This is a genomic window from Streptomyces sp. NBC_00247, assembly GCF_036188265.1.
Classification (GTDB): Bacteria; Actinomycetota; Actinomycetes; order Streptomycetales; family Streptomycetaceae; genus Streptomyces.
On record NZ_CP108093.1, the window covers coordinates 2,146,366 to 2,165,412 of the forward strand.

The following is a 19,047-nucleotide window of genomic DNA, read 5'->3' on the forward strand; positions in this document are numbered from 1 at the left end:
GCGCGGGGCGATCAGCGCAGCGCCTGGTGCGGCGACGGCAGGGCCGAGAGCGGCGTGGCGGTGGCGGACGGGGACGGGGCGGCGGGCGTCGCGGACGCGGTGGCCCCCGGTTGCGCGGCCGCGGCGGGGAACAGCGGCGCGAGGAGCGGGGACGCGGTGCTGGGGCATATCAGCGAGGCCAGCGAGACCTTCCTCGTCGGCCGCGTGTACTCCTGCCCGGTCCCGTAGAGGGTCGCGGTGCCGGTGCCGGACAGGGACTGCGTACCCGTCAGGGGCCCGGTGCCGGTGGTGGCGAGCCCCGCGGGGGCGGAGGACGCCGCGAAGGTGGGCGTGGTGCCGGAACGGTCCTCCACCGAGAGTGCGCCGCCCTGGGAACTTCCGCGGCTGGCCGCGGAGATTCCGCTCGCCGCCCGTGCGTCGGCGTCGAGCGGGGTCGCGGCGGCCCCGGCGCCCTCGGCACGCGAGGAGACGTCGAAGGTGTCACCGCCGGGGACGGCACCGCCCAGCGCGATGGCCGCCAGCGAGACGGCGCTGGCGGCGGCGAACGCGAACCGCCGGCTGCGCCACGGGGAGCGGTCGGCCTCGCGGGCCACCTCGTGCATGCGGAAGGCGGAGCCGCCCGAACCGCCGGGCAGGACGGCACTCGGCCCGTGCGCGGTGGGGAGGTATCCGAAGCCGTCCAGCGGCGAGGGGGCCCGCTCCGTCCGGCGGCCACCGGGGGGGCGGCCCGTGGGGAGGCGGAAGTCGTCCACCGGGCGGCCGTCGGGGCCGAAGGGCCCGCTCCGGAGCCCGTCCTCGGTGCCCGTACCGCCGGGGAGACCCTGCAGCCTGGCGAGGAAACCCTCGGTGGGCGAGGGAGGAGCTGTCTGCGCGAACACGGACTTGACCCGCCGTTGGGCATCCGCTTCCGCCTTGCAGCGGGCGCAGGTGGCGAGGTGGGCCAGGACGCGTTCGCGGGCGTCGTGTTTGAGCTCGCCGTCGACCAGGGCGGCGAGCCGGTCCCCCAAGTGCTGCTCGGCAGGGGTGGGGCCTGTGGGTGTCACGTCGTTCCGCCCTCCCCCGCGAGGACGGCGCCCGCCAGGGAGCGCTGTTCGGCGCGGGCTTCGGGAGACCGGTGCTTGAGCGCCTTGCGCAGATGCGAACGGCCTCGGTGGATACGGCTTCGCACGGTGCCCAGCTTGACCCCGAGGGTCGCCGCGATCTCCTCGTAGCTCAGACCCTCGATGTCGCAGAGCACCACGGCGGCACGGAATTCGGGGGCGAGGGTGTCCAGCGCCAGCTGCACGTCCGCGTCGAAGTGGGTGTCGTTGAACGCCTGCTGCGGCGACGGCTCACGGCTGGGCAGCCGTTCGGCGGCGTCGTCCCCGAGGGAGTCGAAGCGGATCCGCTGCTTGCGGCGGACCATGTCGAGGAAGAGGTTGGTGGTGATGCGGTGCAGCCACCCCTCGAAGGTGCCGGGGGTGTACGTCGACAGCGACCGGAAGACGCGGACGAACACCTCTTGGGTGAGGTCCTCCGCATCGTGCTGGTTGCCCGTCAGCCGGTACGCGAGTCGGTACACGCGACCGCTGTGGGTGCTGACGATCTCTTCCCAAGAGGGCGGGGTCCACGCCGGGGATTCCGTGTCGGAGGCGAAGGTCGCGGTCGTTGCGGAATCGTTGGAAGAACGGTCAGCGTTGTTGGTCACGGATTTCGGCTCACCCGCCGACCTGAGAAAGCGCCGCAGCGCTCCTCCCCGATCCCCAGGCGCAGCCGCACCTCCCCTGTCGGCTCTGGTGGTGTCCAGTGGAGCCCCTACCATAGCCACCTCGCCCGTTAGCTCCGTATAAGCCTTTTTCGCAAGGGGCCGGGCCATGCCCGGGGCGTGCTCGTGCCGGTCCGGTGAGCCCGATCCGCGGGCCCCCTTCGGGCGCTTTCCCCTCTCCCTCCCCAACGTCCGGTCCCATCTGCGGGTTCCCCTGCGCAGCGGATACAGTCACCGTTGCGCCAACTACGGGGACAGGAGAGGGTCATTACCGCCAACCGGCAGACGAGCTGGGCGTTCGCCGACGCCTTTGTCCCCGAGGACGAGGCTCTGTACCTGGCCCGCGAGCGGTCCAGGTCGTTCGGGATCCGCTCGGTCTCCCCCGGCACGGGCGCCGCGCTGCGGCTGCTCGCCGCCGCGGCGGACGCCAAAGCGGTGGCGGAAATCGGCACGGGCACCGGCGTGTCCGGCATCTATCTGCTGAACGGGATGCGCCCCGACGGGGTGCTGACCACGGTCGATCCGGAGCCGGAACGGCAGCAGTTCGCCCGCGAGGCGTTCCGCGCCGCGGGCTTCGCCACCAACAAGGCCCGTTTCATCCCGGGACGGGCGCTGGACGTCCTGCCGCGCCTCGCGGACGGCGGGTACGACCTGGTCTTCTGCGACGGCGACCGGCTGGAGAGCCTGGAGTACCTGGCCGAATCGTTGCGTCTGCTCCGCCGGGGCGGGGTCGTCTGCTTCGAAGGGGTCTTCGCCGACGGCCGTACGGTCGACGCCGCGGCCCAGCCCGCCGAGGTCCAGCGCATCAGGGAGCTGCTGCGGGCGGTGCGGGAGAGCCAGGAGCTCATGTCCACGCTGCTGCCGGTCGGCGACGGGCTGCTCTGCGCGGTCCGGCGCGGCTGACCCACCCGGGGCGGTCCGGCGCGGCTGACCGCACCGGGAGCGCCCGGCGCCCGGCCCGTGACCGTCCGGCCCGGGCCGCCCGGTCTGCCCCGTACGCACGCACCCCGCTCCGGACACGCTTCTGCCCCGGCACGGGAACCCGTGCCGGGGCAGAAGTGAAGTGTGGGCGCGCAGAAGGTCAGCCGACAACCTTCTTGAGCGCGTCGCCGAGCGCGTCTGCCTCGTCCGGCGTCAGCTCGACAACAAGCCGACCGCCGCCTTCGAGCGGAACTCGCATGACGATGCCCCGCCCCTCCTTTGTCACCTCGAGCGGGCCGTCGCCCGTCCGCGGCTTCATGGCCGCCATGCTCGTTCCCCTTCCTGAAACCAGCTCAATCGCAACCGGCGGCCCCATGACAGGCGCTGCCTCACCGGCATCGAACACATTGCTTCCAGGTCATTATCCCGCATGCGACACCCCGATGACCAACATCGATCCGCATCGCTTGCACAACGCACACCACCAAAACCACCCAATTCGGCGATCCGGCTGCGATACTTCGCCCCCTCGCGGCCCGAGCCGAGAGCCAATCGTTAGACGCAGGTCACATGTCGGCCCGGCGGGGCGTCGGCCATGCTTGCCTGGCGAGGCACCGAAACCTGGACAGCGAGGGGACACCACCATGGCCGACGAACTGGCGAGCACCGTGCTCTACGAGGTGAGCGACGGACTGGCGACGATCACCCTCAACCGCCCCGACGCGATGAACGCCATGAACACGGCGGCCAAGGTCGCCCTGCGGGACGCGCTGCGCGCCGCCGCCGGCGATTCCTCCGTACGCGCCGTACTGCTCACGGCCACCGGGCGTGCCTTCTGCGTCGGCCAGGACCTGAAGGAGCACGTCGCCTCGCTCGTCACCGCGCAGGAGACCGGCGGCGGCAACGCGCTGAGCACGGTGAGCGAGCACTACAACCCGATCGTGCTCGCCATCACGGAGATGGAGAAGCCGGTCGTGGCGGGGGTGAACGGGGTCGCCGCCGGGGCCGGCTTCGGCTTCGCGCTCGCCGCCGACTACCGGGTGGTGGCCGACACCGCCTCCTTCAACACCTCGTTCGCGGGAGTCGCGCTCACCGCGGATTCCGGGATGTCCTGGACCCTGCCCCGGCTGATCGGGCCGAGCCGCGCCGCGGACCTGCTGCTCTTCCCGCGCTCGGTCACCGCGGCCCAGGCGTACGAGCTGGGCCTGGTCAACCGGGTCGTCCCGGCGGCCGATCTCGCCACCGAGGCCGCTTCGGTGGCGCGCGCGCTCGCGGACGGGCCCACCGTGGCCTACGCGGCGCTCAAGGCGTCCCTGGCGTACGGCGCGGGGCACACCCTGGCCGAGACGCTGGAGAAGGAGGACGAACTCCAGACGAAGGCGGGCGCCTCGCAGGACCACACCATCGCGGTGAAGGCGTTCCTCGCCAAGGAGAAGCCGCGCTACCTCGGGAAGTGACCCACGGGGAGTGACCCTCGCCACTCCACGGGGCGCCGCAGGCGGGTTCAGGGGGTCGCCGCAGGCGGGTCGTCAGCCGGTGGCGCCCCGCGCCACGCAGTCCGCGAGGTGATCGTCCACCAGGCCGCACGCCTGCATCAGGGCGTGCGCGGTGGTCGGACCGACGAAACGCACGGACCGCTTCTTGAGCGCCTTGGCGAGCGCGGTCGATTCCGGGGTGACCGCCGCCACGTCCCCGAGCGTCTTGGGGGCGGGCCGGGTGTCCGGGTCGGGAGCGTAGGACCAGATCAGTTCGTCCAGCTCGCCGTCGGCCCACTCGGCGAGTACCCGGGCGTTGGCGAGGGTGGCGTCGATCTTGGCGCGGTTGCGGATGATGCCGGCGTCGGCGAGGAGCCGCTCCTTGTCGGCGTCGGTGAACCGGGCGACCTCGGCGATCCGGAATCCGGCGAAGGCGGTGCGGAAGCCCTCCCGGCGGCGCAGGATCGTCAGCCAGGAGAGACCGGACTGGAACGCCTCCAGGCAGAGGCGTTCGAAGAGGGCGTCGTCGCCGTGGACCGGCCGCCCCCACTCGGTGTCGTGGTAGGCCAGGTAGTCGTCGGTGCTGAGGCCCCAGGGGCAGCGCAACGCGCCGTCCGGACCCGGCTGGGCTCCGTCGGTCATCGTTCCCCGCCCTCGTCGTGGCCCGGCTCCCGGCCGAAGGAGCGCTTGCGGAGATCGGGTCCGGGGGCGCCCTGGGAGAGGGCCCCGGAGAGCGCCGACTCGAGGTCGGCGATCCGGGCGTCGCGCTCGGCGAGTTCGGCCGCGACCCGGTCGAGCGCCTCGTCCACGTCGGCCATGCGGTAGCCGCGTACGGCCATCGGCAGCCGGAGCTTCTCGATGTCGGAGGTCACCAGGGGCCGGGTCGCCGGCAGCGGGTCCGTGAGGCACTCGGGCGCGGTGTCCAGAAGCACCCCGCGGTCACCCCCGCCCACCACGGCAAGGGTGACCGCCCCGACGACCACGACCATCGCGAGCAGCAGGAACAAGAACACGTGCGCCTCCCCAGAGGGCGGGAATCAGTCCGGGTCCGATCGTGCCATGCGAGGCCGACGGTTAGGGTTCTCTGTTCGGATCACGCCGACTCCCACAGGTGCGGCACAGGGCGCGGTCCGCACGGGCCCGGCGTCGTCCGGCATGATCCGGAGGAGACCCGAGGGTCGATCTACGAGGAGGAACACGGGATGCGAAGCGGTCCACTCAGGCTGGGGCGGCGGGAATTCGGTCCGCACGAACCGGTGATCATGGCAATCGTGAACCGGACCCCCGACTCCTTCTACGACCAGGGCGCCACGTTCCTCGACGAGCCGGCGCTCACCCGGGTCGAGCAGGCGGTCGCGGAAGGCGCGGCGATCATCGACATCGGTGGTGTCAAGGCGGGGCCGGGCGAGGAGGTCTCCGCCGAGGAGGAGGCCCGGCGCACGGTCGGCTTCGTCGCGGAGGTCCGCCGCCGTCACCCGGACGTGGTGATCAGCGTGGACACCTGGCGGCACGACGTGGGCGAGGCGGTGTGCGAGGCCGGTGCCGACGTGCTGAACGACGCCTGGGGCGGGGTGGACCCGAAGCTGGCGGAGGTCGCCGCCCGGTACGGCGCGGGGCTGGTCTGCACCCACGCGGGCGGCGCCGAGCCGCGTACCCGCCCGCACCGGGCGGAGTACGAGGACGTGATGGCGGACGTCCTGCGGGTCACCCTGGGGCTGGCCGAGCGGGCGGTGGAGCTCGGGGTGCGCCGGGACGGGATCATGATCGACCCCGGTCACGACTTCGGGAAGAACACCCGGCACTCGCTGGAGGCCACCCGGCGCCTCGACGAGATGACGGAGACCGGCTGGCCGGTGCTCGTCTCGCTCTCCAACAAGGACTTCGTCGGCGAGACCCTGGACCGCCCGGTGAAGGAGCGGGTGATCGGGACCCTGGCGACCACGGCCGTGTCGGCGTGGCTGGGGGCCCAGGTGTACCGGGTGCACGAGGTGGCGGAGACCCGGCAGGTACTGGACATGGTCGCGTCGATCGCCGGTCACCGGCCGCCCGCGGTGGCGCGGCGCGGGCTGGCCTGAGACGCCGGGCGCCCGGGGAGCCGACGGTGCTCCCCGGGCAGCGGCCCGGACCAGGCCGGCTCCCCGACTCCGCGCGCTCCCAGGGGCTCCCCGGACGGCGAGGACGGCGGGCAGGACGGCGGGCAGGACGGCGGGCAGGACGGCGGGCGGGACGGGCCGAGGCGGCCGGACTACCGGTTGACCTCCTTCGTCACCAGGGCCACCGCCTCGTCCACGTCGTCGGTGACGTGGAACAGCAGCAGGTCCCGCTCGGAGGCCTTGCCCTGCGCGACCACCGTGTTCCGGAGCCAGTCCACGAGACCGCTCCAGTACGCGGAGCCGAAGAGGACGATCGGGAAGCGGGTGACCTTGCCGGTCTGCACGAGGGTCAGCGCCTCGAAGAGCTCGTCCAGGGTGCCGAGGCCGCCGGGGAGGACGACGAAGCCCTGGGCATACTTGACAAACATCGTTTTTCGGACAAAAAAGTAACGGAAGTTGACGCCGATGTCGACATGCGGGTTCAGCCCGGACTCGAAGGGCAGCTCGATGCCGAGCCCGACCGAGATCCCCTTCGCTTCCCTGGCCCCCTTGTTGGCGGCCTCCATCGCGCCGGGGCCGCCGCCGGTGATGACGGCGAAGCCCGCGTCGACGAGCGCCCGGCCGATCCGTACCCCGGCGTCGTACTCCGGAGTGTCCGCCGCGGTGCGCGCGGAGCCGAACACGCTGATCGCGCTGGGCAGCTCGGCGAGCGCCCCGAAACCCTCGACGAACTCGGACTGGATGCGCATGACCCGCCAGGGGTCGGTGTGCACCCATTCCGAGTCGTCCTCGGAGTCCAGCAGCCGCTGATCGGTCGTGCCGGGCTGTACCTGTTCCCTGCGGCGCAGCACCGGGCCGAGCCGCTGTTCCTCGGGCCTGACCGCGCCTTCGGGAATCTCGGCGTGCTCGGGAATCCGCGCGTCCTCCGGGTTGCCCATGATCTGCTCCCTCCACCGACCTGCGTTGTGGCTGTTCCCCGTCAGCCTAGATCGGCCGAGGTTACGGGCGGGGTAATGCCGTGCGTCAGCTGGTGAGCCAGGAGCGCAGGCGCTCCTCGCAGTGGGTGATCCGTGCCGTCACCACGTGTTCGTCGCGCTTGTGGGCGTAGAGCGCGTCGCCGGGACCGTAGTTGACGGCGGGCACGCCGAGGTCGCCGAAGCGGGAGACGTCGGTCCAGCCGAACTTGGGCTGGGCGGTGCCGCCGACGGCCACCATGAACGCCTTCGCCGCAGGGTGGGAGAGGCCCGGCATGGCGGCGGTCGAGTGGTCGTCCACCGTGAACTCGGCGATCGCGCAGTCCGCGAAGACCTCACGGACGTGCACGAGGGCCTCCTCGGCAGTGCGGTCGGGGGCGTAGCGGTAGTTGACGGTGACGGTGCAGGCGTCCGGGATCACGTTGGTGGCGACGCCGCCCTCGATCTTCACCGCGTTGAGGCCTTCGCGGTATTCGAGGCCGTCGATGACCGGACGGCGCGGCTCGTACGCGGCGAGCGCCGTGAGGATCGGGGTGGCGGCGTGGATGGCGTTGGACCCCATCCAGCTGCGCGCGGAGTGGGCGCGTTCGCCCTCCGTGCGCAGGATGACGCGCAGGGTGCCCTGGCAGCCGCCCTCGACCTGGGAGTCGGAGGGTTCCAGGAGGACCGCGAAGTCGCCTTCCAGCCAGTCGGGGTGGGCGTCGGCGACATGGCCGAGGCCGTTCAGGTGGGCGGCGACCTCTTCGTTGTCGTAGAAGACGAAGGTGAGGTCGCGGTTGGGCTCGGGGACGGTCGCGGCGATCCGCAGCTGGACGGCGACCCCGGACTTCATGTCGGAGGTGCCGCAGCCCCAGAGGACACCGTTCTCGTCGAGCCGGGAGGGCACGTTCTCGGCGATCGGCACCGTGTCGATGTGACCGGCCAGGACCACGCGTTCGGGGCGGCCCAGGTGCGTGCGGGCGACCACGTTGTTGCCGTGCCGGTCGACCGTCAGGTGCGGCAGTTCGCGCAGGGCCGCCTCGATGGCGTCCGCCAGTTCCTTCTCCTCCCCGCTCACCGACGGGAAGTCGACGAGTCGGGCGGTGAGTGCGGGTCCGTCCAGGGCAAGGTCAAGCGTGCGATCGGCCATGGTTCCGACCCTATTACTCCGGCGCGCCCGCATCCGCCGGGGGACGGAAACGGACCGGGGACGGAGGGGACGATCGGGGGCGGAGGGGACGATCGGGGGCGGAGGGGACGACCGGGGCGGATCGGGGGCGGGCGGACCGGGGCCGGACCGCCCCCGGCCGGCCGGGGGCGGGCGGGGCAAGCCCCGGGAAGTCCGGTCCGACGGGGGTGCGGTCCGGTCGGCGTGCCCGGGCGGACATCCGCGACCGCAGGGATCTCGGCCCTGCCCGTACCCTCCAGTACGGTGGGCCCGTGCCTCGGACGACACCCTCCTCCCCCAGCCGCCCCACCGGCCGCCGCCGCCTCTACCAGGTGCTCGCGGCGTTCGTCGTACTCGCCGCTCTGGCCGGGTATCTCGCTGTCCAGTACCTCTCCGGCAGCAAGGATCTACTGACCGGCTGCGAGGTGCGCTCCGGCGACGGCAAGGCGGACGGCGAGGGACGTGTGTACGAGCTGGGCGTCGACCAGGCCGCCAACGCGGCGACGATCGCCGCCGTGGGAGCCGCGCGCGGGATGCCGGAGCGGGCCGTGGCCATCGCGCTGGCGACGGCGATCCAGGAGTCGAAGCTGCGCAACATCGACTACGGCGACCTGGATTCCCTCGGCCTCTTCCAGCAGCGCCCCTCGCAGGGCTGGGGCACCGCGGCGCAGATCCAGGACCCGGTGTACTCCTCCGGGAAGTTCTACGAGCACCTCGCGAAGATCAGCGACTACGAGGACCTGCCCCTGACGGAGGCCGCGCAGAAGGTGCAGCGCAGTGGGTTCCCGCAGGCGTACGCGCAGCACGAGCCGGACGCGGTACTGCTGGCTTCCGCGCTGACCGGGCGCATCCCCGCCTCGGTGAACTGTGCGGCGCCGGTCACCGCGACCGCCACCGCGCCGGGCGACCCGGACCGCCTCCGCACCGAGCTGGTGCGGGACTTCGGCAAGGGGGTCCTGCCGGCGGACGGGGCCGCGGGACCGGCGGCGGCGCACACGGTCGCGGTACCGGTGCGCGCGGCGGGCACGAAGGACACGGCGGACACGGCGGACACGGCGGACGCGAAGAACGGGGCCGGGGCGGCCGGCGACACCACCGCGGCGACGGCCGCGCAGCGGGGCTGGTCGCTGGCCCACTGGGCGGTCGCCCGCTCCGCCGACCTCGGTATCGACGAGATCGCATACGCGGGCAAGGTGTGGACGGCGGGCGCGGGCTGGCGCACGGACCGGGCCGGAGACGCGAATTCCACAGACACCGCAGAATCGGCGGAATCGGACACCGACGAGGTCCGGATGCGCCTCGCACAGTAGCGCGGCGCATCACCCGCAGGGGCCATCCAGGGCAGCGGCCGCCGGTGCATCCCCGCACCGGCCGCGAGGCGTGGCCCGGTGCCCTTTTTCCCTTGCGGCACAAGCGAAGTGACGGTACTCCGGGCGACGCGGAACGACCCGCCCGGACCGAGCGTCCGGGGTGCGGATTATCCGACGCATTGCCGACTCTTTACCTCGACCCACCGCAACCTCTCCCGCCCCCGGCGCAGTTGATCAGTCCGTCCGGAACGCCGGACGAGCACTGCCGGGCACGCCGAGCACGGGCAAGCACCGGCAGGACCTGACGAACTTCCCGCCGAAGGAGCATCATGTCCCTCCCCCTGACCCGCCGTATCGCCCGCGCCGTCCTGCTGATCGCCGCAGCCGCCCCCGTGATCGGCGCGGCCGGTGCCGCGAGCGCGGCGGGGCTCCCGCAGACGCCCGACCTGGGCGGTCTGACCAACCTGGACAGCGCGAACCTCAGCAGCACCCTCGACGGCACCGCCCAGCAGGGCGCGAAGACGCTGAACGAGACGGGCGGCAAGCTGGTCGGCACGGCCGTCCCGGTCGCCGCGAAGACGGTGAACCAGGCGGGCGAGCTGGTCGCTCCCGAGGCCAAGGACAAGGCCGGCAAGACCACCGGTCAGGCGGCCGAGGTGCTCGGTGGCACCGCCAACAAGGCGACCGGCGGTTCGCTGCCCGTCGAGCGTCTCGCCGGCGCCCTGCCGCTCGGCGGCTGACGGAAGACGCCGAGCCCGCGGGGGCGGCCGAGGAGGCCGCGTTCCCGCAGGGCATCAGTGACGCCGAGGGGCCCGGGACCTGGTCCCGGGCCCCTCGGCGTGGTTCAGGCGCCGCCGTCCGCGCGCCGTGGTCCGGGCGCCGCCGTCCGAGCATCTTCGGTCAGACCCGGTCGGACAGGACCCGTCGGACAGGACCCGTCGGACAGGCCCGGTCGGTCAGGCAGCACCGCCGTCGGTCAGGACAGCCGCTTCACGGCAGCCGCGACCCGCTCGTCGGTCGCGGTGAACGCGACCCGGACGAAGCGGTTCCCCGCCGGGCCGTAGAACTCGCCGGGCGCCACGAGGATGCCGAGTCCGGCGAGGTACGCCACGGTGTCCCAGCAGGGTTCGTCGCGGGTCACCCAGAGGTAGAGGCTCGCCTCGCTGTGCTCCACGCGGAAGCCGTGGCCCTCCAGGGCCGTGCGCAGGGCCGCGCGCCGGTCGGCGTACCGGGCGCGCTGCTCGGCGACGTGGGTGTCGTCGGCGAGAGCCGCCACGGTGGCCGCCTGCACCGGGGCGGGGGTCATCATGCCGCCGTGCTTGCGGATCTGGAGCAGTTCGCCGAGTACGGCCGGGTCGCCGGCGATGAACGCGGCCCGGTAACCGGCCAGGTTGGACCGCTTGGAGAGCGAGTGGACGGCGACGAGACCGTCGAACGAGCCGCCGCTGACGTCCGGGTGGAGCACCGAGACCGGTTCGGTCTCCCAGCCGAGTTCCAGGTAGCACTCGTCGCTGACGACCAGGATGTCGTGGGCGCGGGCCCAGGCGACGATCCGGGTGAGCTCCTCGCCGGACAGGACGCGGCCCGTCGGGTTGGACGGGGAGTTCAGCCAGAGCAGCTTGAGCCCGGCCGGGTCGAGCGTGGTCGGGTCGTCGTAGGCGACGGCGTCCGCGCCGCAGAGCCGGGCGCCGATCTCGTACGTCGGGTAGGCGAGTGCCGGGAAGGCGACCTTGTCGCCGGGGCCGAGGCCCAGCTGGGTCGGCAGCCAGGCCACCAGCTCCTTGGAGCCGACGACCGGCAGGACGTGGCGGTGGGTGACGTCCTTCGCGCCGAGGCGCCGCTCCACCCAGCCGCTGAGGGCGTCGCGCAGTTCCTCGGTACCCCAGACCGTCGGGTAGCCGGGACTGTCGGCCGCTGCGGCGAGCGCCTGCTGGATCGCCTCGGGCACCGGGTCGACGGGGGTGCCGATGGAGAGGTCCACGATGCCGTCCGGGTGGGCGGCGGCGGTCGCCTTGTGGGGCGCGAGGCTGTCCCAGGGAAATTCCGGGAGGCGGGAGGAGAGTGGTGCGGACACGGAACTCTGCTTTCTCGTACGGGCGGAAACACCACGGTCCCGCACGGTGACGAGCCGTACGGGACCGGGCGGCACATCTGCTGCCGCGTCTGTGCTGGGTGTGGCGCGGCCGCGGCCGTCGCTTACTGGTTCTGGGGCGGCAGTGCGGCCACGAAGGCGTGGTCGCGCTCGATGAGCCCCAGCTTGGAAGCGCCACCGGGCGAGCCGAGGTCGTCGAAGAACTCGACGTTCGCCTTGTAGTAGTCCTTCCACTCCTCGGGGGTGTCGTCCTCGTAGAAGATGGCCTCGACCGGACAGACCGGCTCACAGGCGCCGCAGTCGACACACTCGTCGGGGTGGATGTACAAGGACCGCTGGCCCTCGTAGATGCAGTCGACGGGGCACTCTTCGATGCAGGCCTTGTCCTTTACGTCGACACAAGGCTGCGCGATGACGTAGGTCACGCTGTCGTTCCTCCTCGGTAGGGCGTTGGCTCTCGCGCGGGAGCGCGGCGTCGATGATGCCCTCACCTAGTATCTCCGTAGTTCAGCGGGATCCGAACAGGAGGGGCGGTGGGAGCCGTGGAATTCACCGTCGGCGGACGGCTCGAGGTCCGTATTACCCAGGCTGATGTGGGAAAACGCGTGTCCGTCCGGTGCCGTTGTGAGGACGGCGCCCCGGGCGCCGCTTTCACGGACACGGTCGGTGTTCTCACATCCTGGGACACGGGCGTGCTCCGGATCACACCGAAGAGCGGGCGGAGCGTCCACATCGCGGAATCCACGCTCGTCGCCGGCAAGGTCGTTCCTCCCGCCCCGGCGCGCCGCTCCGGCCCCGCGGCCACCTTCACGGAGCTCGCCCGGGCGACGGCGCGCGCCTGGCAGCCGGTGGAGAGCGAGGCGCTGGGCGACTGGCGGCTGCGCGCCGCGGAAGGCTTCACCCGCCGCGCCAACTCGATCCTGCCGCTGGGCGATCCCGGGATGCCGGTCGCGGACGCGCTGGCGTACGCCGAGCGGTGGTACGCGGAGCGCGGTCTGCCCGCCTACGTCCAGGCCGGAACCGGGGCCGCCGACTCCCAGGAGGCGCTCTGCGCCGAGCTGGAGGAGAACGGCTGGCGGCGCGAGGTCTCCGCAGAGGTACGGATCGCCGCGCTGGCTCCCCTCGGCGACCAGGACTCGGACGTCTCCCGGGTCCTGCTCCACCGGACCCTCGACGCCCCGTGGCTGAAGCGCTACCACCGCGCCGGAGCGGACCCGGCTCCCATGCTCCGGGTGCTGTCCCAGGGCCCCTCGGTCTGGTTCGCGACGGTGCCGGGCGACGACCCGGAGGGCGCGCCCGCCGCGATCGGCCGGTGCGTGGTGGACGGCCGGTGGGCCGGATTCGGGGCGATAGAGGTGAGCCCGGAACACCGGCGCCGGGGTATCGCCACCACGATGATGACCGCGCTGGCCCGTACCGCCCTGGAGGAGGGCGCTTCGGCGGCCTGGCTCCAGGTGGAGGAGGACAACGCCGGGGCGCTCGCCCTGTACGACCGGATGGGCTTCGTGACCCACCACCGGTACCACCACTTCCGTTCCGCTTAGGGCGTGTTTCGGACTTTCGGAACACACCCTGACGGCACGGGCGTTCGGAGCGGCGGAACAGGTGTCAGAGATGGACTCCGTGGACGACGGAGCGGAATCCGAGGACTTCTCCACGGCCGGGCGCCGGGCGCGGTTCGCCGAGGAGGCACGCTCGGAGCGGCCGGATCTCGCGCTGCTCTGCCTGTTGGTGGGTGCCGAGGCGATGCCCGAGCCCTCGCCCGGCCATCCCGATCCGTACGGCATCGACGCGGCGCAGATCGAGCTTGACCGGTTGGCCGGGCTGCTCCCGCACGGGCTGTCCACCCCGTGGGAGTGGGCGACGGCGTTGGGTGAACTGCTCGGCGGCCGGTACGGCTTCTGCGGAGCTTCCCCCGACTACCAGCGGCTGGAGTCGTCGCTGCTCCAACAGGTGCTGAACCGCCGTCGGGGGCTGCCGATCCTGCTCTCCGTGGTGTGGATGGAGGTGGCTCGCCGGGCGGGCGGTCCGGTCCACGGGGTCGCGCTGCCGGGGCATTTCGTGGTCGGCTTCGGCGATCCGGCGGAGCACGTGCTCGCCGATCCGTTCGCCGGGGGCGTGGTGCTGACGGGCGAGGACGCGGAGCTGATGGTGGCGGGGTCGACCGGTGTGCCCCTGCGCGAGTCACTGCCGACGCCGGCCCGGCCGCAGGCGATCGTGCTGCGCGTCCTGAACAACATCCGGGCCTGGGCGTCGGCCCGCCCCGAGCGCACCGACGTGGCGCTCTGGGCGGTCGAACTGTCACTCCTCCTGCCGTCGCATCCGGCCAGGCTGCGGTACGAGCGAGCCCAACTCCTCGTACAGCGCGGCGACTTCCTGCGCGGGGCGTCGGAGATGGAGGAGTACGCGGACATCATCAGCGGCATCGAGCCGGCGGCGTCCGAGACGATACGACGGGACGCGCGGGCGGCCCGGGCACGGCTGAACTGACACCCCGGGGCACGCCCGGAGCGCCGACACCCCGGGCACGGCCGGACCTGCGCCCCCGTGACACGGCCGGACCTGCGCACCTACTGGATCAACTCCCAGCAGCACCCGGACTTCGCCTGGGCCTGCCCGTCGTGCTTCCCGCTGACGCCGGCGAACCGGATGTTCACCACCTTCCGTCTCGTCCACCTCCAGAAGGTGCGCTGACCGCCGCTCCAGGCACCGCCCGGGGGCGGGCCGGTTCACTTCCCGTCCCGCCCCAGTTCGCAGTAGAGGTCGCGGAAGGCGGCGGCGAGGGAGGCGACGGTGCGCCAGTACGCGTACGCGGCGAGGTCCGGGGTGGCCGCGTCGGGTCGCACGGCGACGTCGAGGTGGCGGTAGGCGGCACGGAAGAGCAGCCGGACCGCTCCCCGGTCCGGCTCGTCGTGGCCGTACTCGTCCGCGCTCATCAGCTTCCGCAGATGGGTGACGAGTTCGTCCGTACCCGCGTTGACGACACTGCGCGGCGGCACCCCCGCCCGGTCGGCCCGCGCGTGCTCGATGGCGTCGGCGATCACGTCCACATCGATGCCCGGGTCCCTCGGTCGGACGTCCGGTGCGGTGCTGCTGTTCATCGGTCCTCCTGGCGTCCGGCACGTCTCCCCGCCCGCCGGCCGCCGGTGGACGGGACGGGCCTGGGCCCGCTCCGGGACGGTCTGCTCGGCAAGCTGCGGTATGAGAATCGAACCGCATCCCGCCCTCGCGCGGAGGGACTGACGGCCCATCGGGCTGATCAAAGTGGTCAAAGATCGACAGGCGTTGCCCAGGACCGGTCCCGGACCACCCCGACACGGGTGACGTGCGGAAATCTGCCCCCCGAGGGCCCCGACCCGTGGCTAATTTGAGCCCGTCCGAGCGCCGCCGGGAGCCCACGCCATCTCCCGGCGGCACTCGGCGTGCGCGGCGGCGCCGCGTACCGGACTTCCGGCTTCGGGCACCCAGGGGACGCGATGACACGTACACGGAACGAGCAGCTGGCCTGCCTCCTGGGCGAAGCCGGCTGGTCGCGCGCCCAGGCGGCGAGCGCCTTCAACCGGGCGGCGACGGAGAGCCGTCGCTCCGGCGATCCGTGCGGTCCGCTGATCGGGCGCTCGCACGTGAGCATGTGGGTGGGCGGCACCAGGCCCTCCGGCTCGGCGCCGGCCGTCCTCGCGCTGGCGCTGTCCCGGCGGCTGAAGCGTGTCGTCACCGTCTCCGAGCTGGGGTTCGGCGACCCGGGCGGCCCGGCGCCGATCGGGCCGCCCGCCGACGCCCTGGCCGTACTGGCGGATCTGGGGCGGGCGGACCTTCACCCGGACCGCCGGAACCTGCTGGCCGGGATCGTGTACTCCACGGCGATCCTGGCGGTCCCCACCGGGGAGCGGCCGGGGGCGGCACCCGGGCCCGTCCCGCAGGCGGCCGAGCGGCTGTCCAACCACCTGCGGGTGGTCCAGGGCGACGTCGCGACCGTCCGTGAACTCACCCTCGCCTTCTCGGCGGTGGACCAGCGGCGCGGTGGCGGACACGGCCGTACCGCGCTGGTGCAGTACCTCCGCACGGACGTACGCGATCTGCTGCACGGGCGGTACACGCACGAGCGGGTGCGCCGGGACATGGAGTCCGCCGCCGCCGAACTCTCCTACCTGTCCGGGTGGATGGCCTTCGACAGCGGCGAGAACCCGCTAGCCCAGCGCTACTTCGTGCTCGCCCTCCAACTGGCGGACCAGGCGGGGGATCACCCGCTCGGCGGGCACATCCTGCGCGCGATGGCCCACCAGGCCCTGGACATGGGCCACTTCGACAACGCGCTCGCCCTCGCCGAAGCATCCGTAGCGGACCGCCGCTACACGGAGGCGACCCCGCGCGAGCGCGCCCTGCTCGGAGTGGTGCACGCCCGCGCGCTGGCGGCGGCGGGCCGGACCCGGAGCGCGGTGAAGGCGTTGCTGCGCTCGGAGAACGATCTCGCCGCCGCCGAGGACGGGGTGGTCGAGCCGCACCGGACCTTCTTCTTCGGTGAGGCGTCCCTCGCCCACGAGACCGCGCGCACCCTGGAGGTGCTCGGTGACCGCAGGGGCGCGATCCGCGAGTTCGGCCGCTCGGTACGGACCCGGGGCCCGGCCTTCCGCCGTACCCACGCGGTGACCCTGGGGCACCTCGGGGCGGCCCAGATGGCGGACGGACAGGTCGAGGAGGCCTGCCTCACGTGGAGCGGGCTGCTGGACGCGATGGAGGAAGAGGGCATCCAGTCGGGCCGGGCGGAGCAGGCGGTCGCCCAGGTGAGGCGGCTGCTGTCGCCGCTGCGTCATCGCGGGATTCCGTCGGTGACGGCGGTGTCCGAACGCGCCAACAGACATCTGTCGAAGCTACATTGACGACCGAGGGCTTTCGTTCGGGTCGGGTGGGGGTACGGGCATGGCGGACGCACTGGGCATCGAGCCGATCGGGGCCGTGGTCGGAGGACGCAAGGAGGTCGCCGACGACCACTGGGGCGGCGTCGAGGCGGTGATCCGGCTGCGGCCGGACTTCCCGCCGGAGGTCGTGCGCGGGTTGGAGGAGTTCTCCCACCTCGTGGTCGTCTGGCACTTCGACCGGGCCGACCCCGGCGACGTGGCGCTGCACGCGCGGAGCCCCCGGAACAACCCCGCCTGGCCGCCCACCGGCACCTTCGCCCACCGCAACCACCGCCGCCCGAACCAACTCGCCACCAGCTTCCCCCGGTTGCTCGGGGTGGACGGCCTCGATCTGCGGGTGTCCGACCTGGACGCGGTGGACGGCACGCCGGTCTACGACCTGGCCCCCTACTTCACCGCCATGGGCCCCCGGGGCCCGGTCCACGAGCCGGCCTGGCCGGGCGAGATGCTCGCGGAGTACTGGGCCGGGGATTCCGGGGATTCCGGGGACGGGGCCTGAGGGTCGCAGGCGGGTCGGCAGCGGCCGGGACGGCCACCTCACTGGTGCGAATCGGCCTGCGCTCGGGCGCGTTCGATGTCGGGGACGTGGCGCTCGGCCCATTCCCGGACGGCCCGCAGGGGGATGAGCAGGGACCGGCCGAGGTCGGTGAGGGAGTACTCGACGTGCGGGGGATGTGCGGGGATCTCGGTACGGGAGATCAGGCCGTCGCTCTCCATCGCGCGAAGCGTCTCCGTGAGCGCCTTGGGCGTGATCCCCCTGATGTGCGCCTTGAGTTCGGTGAACCGCATCGTCCTGGTGTCGAGCGCGTTGACGACGAACACCGTCCAGCGCGCCCCGATCCGGTGCAGGACCGTGCGACTGGGGCAGGTCGCGGCCATGACGTTGTAGGCCTTGCCCATGAGCGACTCCCGGTAGCGTTGAGGATACCGATATAGAATCTATACCGTCTGGGCCGTGACTCCCACCGATTCCACGGTCCGCCCCTCCATGGCTCGACACGGCCGTTTCGTCACGGCGATCGCCATCGACGCGATCGGCACCGGCGTGTTCATCCCCGTGACGATGCTGTACTTCCTGGCCGCGACCTCGCTGACGCTGGTGCAGGTGGGCGCGGCCATGACGGCGGCCGGACTGCTGGCGCTCCCGGCAGGCCCGTTGGTCGCGGGGCTGATCGACCGGTACGGCACCACGCCGCTGCTGCGGGCGGCGAACCTGGCCCAGGCGCTCGGTTTCGCCGGGTACCTCGTCGTGGGGCACACCTGGCAGATCATCGTCTGCGCATGGGTGAACAGCGCCGGGCGGGCGGTGTTCTCCGGGTGCTACGGCGTGGCCGTCACGGCACTGGCCGCGCCCGGTCGACGCGAGCGCTGGTTCGGCCTGCTCGGGTCCGTACGCAACCTCGGGTACGCACTCGGCGGGCTTCTTTCCGCCGTCGCCGTCGGTGTCGGCACGCACGGCGCGTACGCGACGGTCGTGGTCGTCAACGCCCTGTCGTTCCTGGCCGCGTTCGTCTTGATGCGGACCGTGCCGAACACCCGCCCGGAAACGGGCCAGGGCACCGCCGGGGGCTGGCGGCGCGTGCTCCGGGACCGGCGTTACCTTCCCGTCGTCGGTCAGCAACTCTGCTTCGCCATCTCGCTGTTCGCCCTCAACATCGCGATACCCGTCTACGCCGTGGACGTACTGGGACTGCCCGGCTGGACGGCCGGGGCGGTCTTCACGCTCAACACCCTGATGGTCGGCTTCGGCCAGGCCGCCGTGCTCGGCCGGGTCGGCGGACGGGTCCGCAGTCGCGTCCTCGTGGCGGGGCACGCCTGCTTCGCCGCCGGGTACCTCCTGTTCCTCGCCGCCGACCGGGTGGCCTCGGTCGGCCTCGCGGTCGCCGTCGTGCTGCTCGGCGCGGGCAGCTACAGCCTCGGGGAGCTCCTCGGCGGCCCCGTCACCTCGACGGTCGCCGCGGAGAGCGCCCCGGACGCTCTCCGCGGCCGTTACCTGGCCCTCAACCAACTCGCCGTGACCGTCGCGGGCACGGTCGCCCCGGTCGCCCTCTCCGGGTTGCTGTCCGGCGGGGCGGCGGCGATCTGGCCGACCCTGGTGGGCGTCAGCGCCCTCGGAGCGGCGCTCGCCGCCGTGATGGGCAGGACGGTCCCGGCGGCAGCGAGCCGCATCGGGTCAGCCTGAGGACCCGGCCCCGGCCCCGGCCCCGGCTCGGCCCGTGGCGAGGGCACGACGGCCGGCCCGGACCAGGACCGCCGTCACGGCCAGGGCGAGAAAGGGACGGCGAAGCCCGCCCCCGCGCCCGCCGGTCCGTCGACGAGCCGGCCGGCCGCGCAGGCGGAGAACGCGATGCCGGCCACGCTCGCGGCCTCCGCCA

22 protein-coding genes are annotated in these 19,047 nt (G+C 72.7%); 11 read left to right on the forward strand and 11 right to left on the reverse strand.

Annotated elements, in window-relative coordinates; genetic code table 11:
* Positions 1-11: 11 nt before the first annotated feature.
* Together OHT52_RS08810 and sigE are read right to left on the reverse strand one after the other, a co-directional pair.
* Positions 12-1,043, reverse strand: a complete 1,032-nt coding sequence (locus tag OHT52_RS08810; RefSeq protein WP_328719570.1) for a zf-HC2 domain-containing protein — start codon at positions 1,041-1,043, stop codon at positions 12-14.
* A complete protein-coding gene (gene sigE, locus OHT52_RS08815) occupies positions 1,040-1,801 on the reverse strand; it encodes an RNA polymerase sigma factor SigE (protein WP_328719571.1) in 762 nt (253 codons plus the stop codon). Before sigE ends, OHT52_RS08810 begins: the two co-directional genes overlap by 4 nt.
* 180 nt (positions 1,802-1,981) lie before the next feature.
* Between sigE and OHT52_RS08820 the strand changes: the two genes are divergently transcribed.
* On the forward strand, positions 1,982-2,647 hold the full coding sequence (locus tag OHT52_RS08820; protein WP_328719572.1) for an O-methyltransferase: 666 nt from the start codon (positions 1,982-1,984) through the stop codon (positions 2,645-2,647).
* Between the two features lie 178 nt (positions 2,648-2,825).
* On the opposite strand, the gene OHT52_RS08825 is transcribed toward OHT52_RS08820, so the two are convergent.
* The gene (locus OHT52_RS08825; protein WP_003966491.1) at positions 2,826-2,993 is read right to left on the reverse strand and encodes a DUF3117 domain-containing protein; all 168 of its coding nucleotides are present in this window, start codon (positions 2,991-2,993) and stop codon (positions 2,826-2,828) included.
* Positions 2,994-3,309: 316 nt separating this feature from the next.
* Between OHT52_RS08825 and OHT52_RS08830 the strand changes: the two genes are divergently transcribed.
* Positions 3,310-4,122, forward strand: coding sequence for an enoyl-CoA hydratase/isomerase family protein (locus OHT52_RS08830; protein WP_328719573.1), 813 nt, complete (start codon positions 3,310-3,312; stop codon positions 4,120-4,122).
* A gap of 72 nt (positions 4,123-4,194) precedes the next feature.
* Here the strand turns inward: OHT52_RS08830 and OHT52_RS08835 are convergent, their stop codons facing one another.
* Positions 4,195-4,782 (reverse strand): DNA-3-methyladenine glycosylase I, encoded by a 588-nt coding sequence (locus OHT52_RS08835; RefSeq protein ID WP_328719574.1) that lies wholly within the window; start codon positions 4,780-4,782, stop codon positions 4,195-4,197.
* Positions 4,779-5,153 carry a DivIVA domain-containing protein gene (locus OHT52_RS08840; protein WP_328719575.1) on the reverse strand — a complete coding sequence of 125 codons (375 nt, stop codon included), beginning with the start codon at positions 5,151-5,153 and terminating at the stop codon, positions 4,779-4,781. Before OHT52_RS08840 ends, OHT52_RS08835 begins: the two co-directional genes overlap by 4 nt.
* A 189-nt stretch (positions 5,154-5,342) precedes the next feature.
* On the opposite strand from OHT52_RS08840, the gene folP reads away from it, so the two are divergent.
* Entirely contained in the window at positions 5,343-6,215 is an 873-nt protein-coding gene (folP, locus tag OHT52_RS08845; RefSeq protein WP_328719576.1) for a dihydropteroate synthase, read from the forward strand.
* 170 nt (positions 6,216-6,385) lie between these two features.
* On the opposite strand, the gene OHT52_RS08850 is transcribed toward folP, so the two are convergent.
* On the reverse strand, positions 6,386-7,171 hold the full coding sequence (locus OHT52_RS08850; protein WP_328719577.1) for a TIGR00730 family Rossman fold protein: 786 nt from the start codon (positions 7,169-7,171) through the stop codon (positions 6,386-6,388).
* A gap of 85 nt (positions 7,172-7,256) precedes the next feature.
* Positions 7,257-8,336 (reverse strand): succinyl-diaminopimelate desuccinylase, encoded by a 1,080-nt coding sequence (gene dapE, locus OHT52_RS08855; RefSeq protein ID WP_328719578.1) that lies wholly within the window; start codon positions 8,334-8,336, stop codon positions 7,257-7,259.
* A gap of 290 nt (positions 8,337-8,626) precedes the next feature.
* Here dapE and OHT52_RS08860 point away from each other — a divergent pair, with 290 nt between their 5' ends.
* Positions 8,627-9,664, forward strand: a complete 1,038-nt coding sequence (locus tag OHT52_RS08860; RefSeq protein WP_328719579.1) for a hypothetical protein — start codon at positions 8,627-8,629, stop codon at positions 9,662-9,664.
* A 329-nt stretch (positions 9,665-9,993) separates the two neighbouring features.
* A complete protein-coding gene (locus OHT52_RS08865; protein WP_328719580.1) occupies positions 9,994-10,404 on the forward strand; it encodes an ATP-binding protein in 411 nt (136 codons plus the stop codon).
* A gap of 236 nt (positions 10,405-10,640) precedes the next feature.
* On the opposite strand, the gene dapC is transcribed toward OHT52_RS08865, so the two are convergent.
* Together dapC and fdxA are read right to left on the reverse strand one after the other, a co-directional pair.
* Positions 10,641-11,738, reverse strand: a complete 1,098-nt coding sequence (gene dapC / locus OHT52_RS08870) for a succinyldiaminopimelate transaminase (RefSeq protein ID WP_328719581.1) — start codon at positions 11,736-11,738, stop codon at positions 10,641-10,643.
* 122 nt (positions 11,739-11,860) lie between these two features.
* The gene (gene fdxA / locus OHT52_RS08875) at positions 11,861-12,181 is read right to left on the reverse strand and encodes a ferredoxin (protein WP_065490770.1); all 321 of its coding nucleotides are present in this window, start codon (positions 12,179-12,181) and stop codon (positions 11,861-11,863) included.
* Between the two features lie 117 nt (positions 12,182-12,298).
* Between fdxA and OHT52_RS08880 the strand changes: the two genes are divergently transcribed.
* The 3 genes from OHT52_RS08880 to OHT52_RS08890 all read left to right on the forward strand — a co-directional run bounded on the left by OHT52_RS08880 (position 12,299) and on the right by OHT52_RS08890 (position 14,450).
* Positions 12,299-13,300: a GNAT family N-acetyltransferase gene (locus OHT52_RS08880; RefSeq protein ID WP_328723663.1), complete on the forward strand. Its 1,002-nt coding sequence runs from the start codon at positions 12,299-12,301 to the stop codon at positions 13,298-13,300.
* A 70-nt stretch (positions 13,301-13,370) separates the two neighbouring features.
* The gene (locus OHT52_RS08885; protein WP_328719582.1) at positions 13,371-14,246 is read left to right on the forward strand and encodes a transglutaminase-like domain-containing protein; all 876 of its coding nucleotides are present in this window, start codon (positions 13,371-13,373) and stop codon (positions 14,244-14,246) included.
* 57 nt (positions 14,247-14,303) lie between these two features.
* A complete protein-coding gene (locus tag OHT52_RS08890; RefSeq protein ID WP_328719583.1) occupies positions 14,304-14,450 on the forward strand; it encodes a hypothetical protein in 147 nt (48 codons plus the stop codon).
* 35 nt (positions 14,451-14,485) lie between these two features.
* On the opposite strand, the gene OHT52_RS08895 is transcribed toward OHT52_RS08890, so the two are convergent.
* On the reverse strand, positions 14,486-14,857 hold the full coding sequence (locus OHT52_RS08895; RefSeq protein WP_328719584.1) for a hypothetical protein: 372 nt from the start codon (positions 14,855-14,857) through the stop codon (positions 14,486-14,488).
* A 375-nt stretch (positions 14,858-15,232) separates the two neighbouring features.
* Here OHT52_RS08895 and OHT52_RS08900 point away from each other — a divergent pair, with 375 nt between their 5' ends.
* Positions 15,233-16,633 carry a Tat pathway signal protein gene (locus tag OHT52_RS08900; RefSeq protein ID WP_328719585.1) on the forward strand — a complete coding sequence of 467 codons (1,401 nt, stop codon included), beginning with the start codon at positions 15,233-15,235 and terminating at the stop codon, positions 16,631-16,633.
* A gap of 40 nt (positions 16,634-16,673) precedes the next feature.
* Complete coding sequence (locus tag OHT52_RS08905) at positions 16,674-17,171, forward strand: SAM-dependent methyltransferase (protein WP_328719586.1); 498 nt, start codon at positions 16,674-16,676, stop codon at positions 17,169-17,171.
* Positions 17,172-17,209: 38 nt separating this feature from the next.
* Here OHT52_RS08905 and OHT52_RS08910 read toward each other — a convergent pair whose 3' ends face one another.
* The gene (locus tag OHT52_RS08910; protein ID WP_328719587.1) at positions 17,210-17,572 is read right to left on the reverse strand and encodes a winged helix-turn-helix transcriptional regulator; all 363 of its coding nucleotides are present in this window, start codon (positions 17,570-17,572) and stop codon (positions 17,210-17,212) included.
* Between the two features lie 55 nt (positions 17,573-17,627).
* Between OHT52_RS08910 and OHT52_RS08915 the strand changes: the two genes are divergently transcribed.
* The gene (locus tag OHT52_RS08915; protein WP_328719588.1) at positions 17,628-18,854 is read left to right on the forward strand and encodes an MFS transporter; all 1,227 of its coding nucleotides are present in this window, start codon (positions 17,628-17,630) and stop codon (positions 18,852-18,854) included.
* The last annotated feature ends 193 nt before the right edge of the window (positions 18,855-19,047 follow it).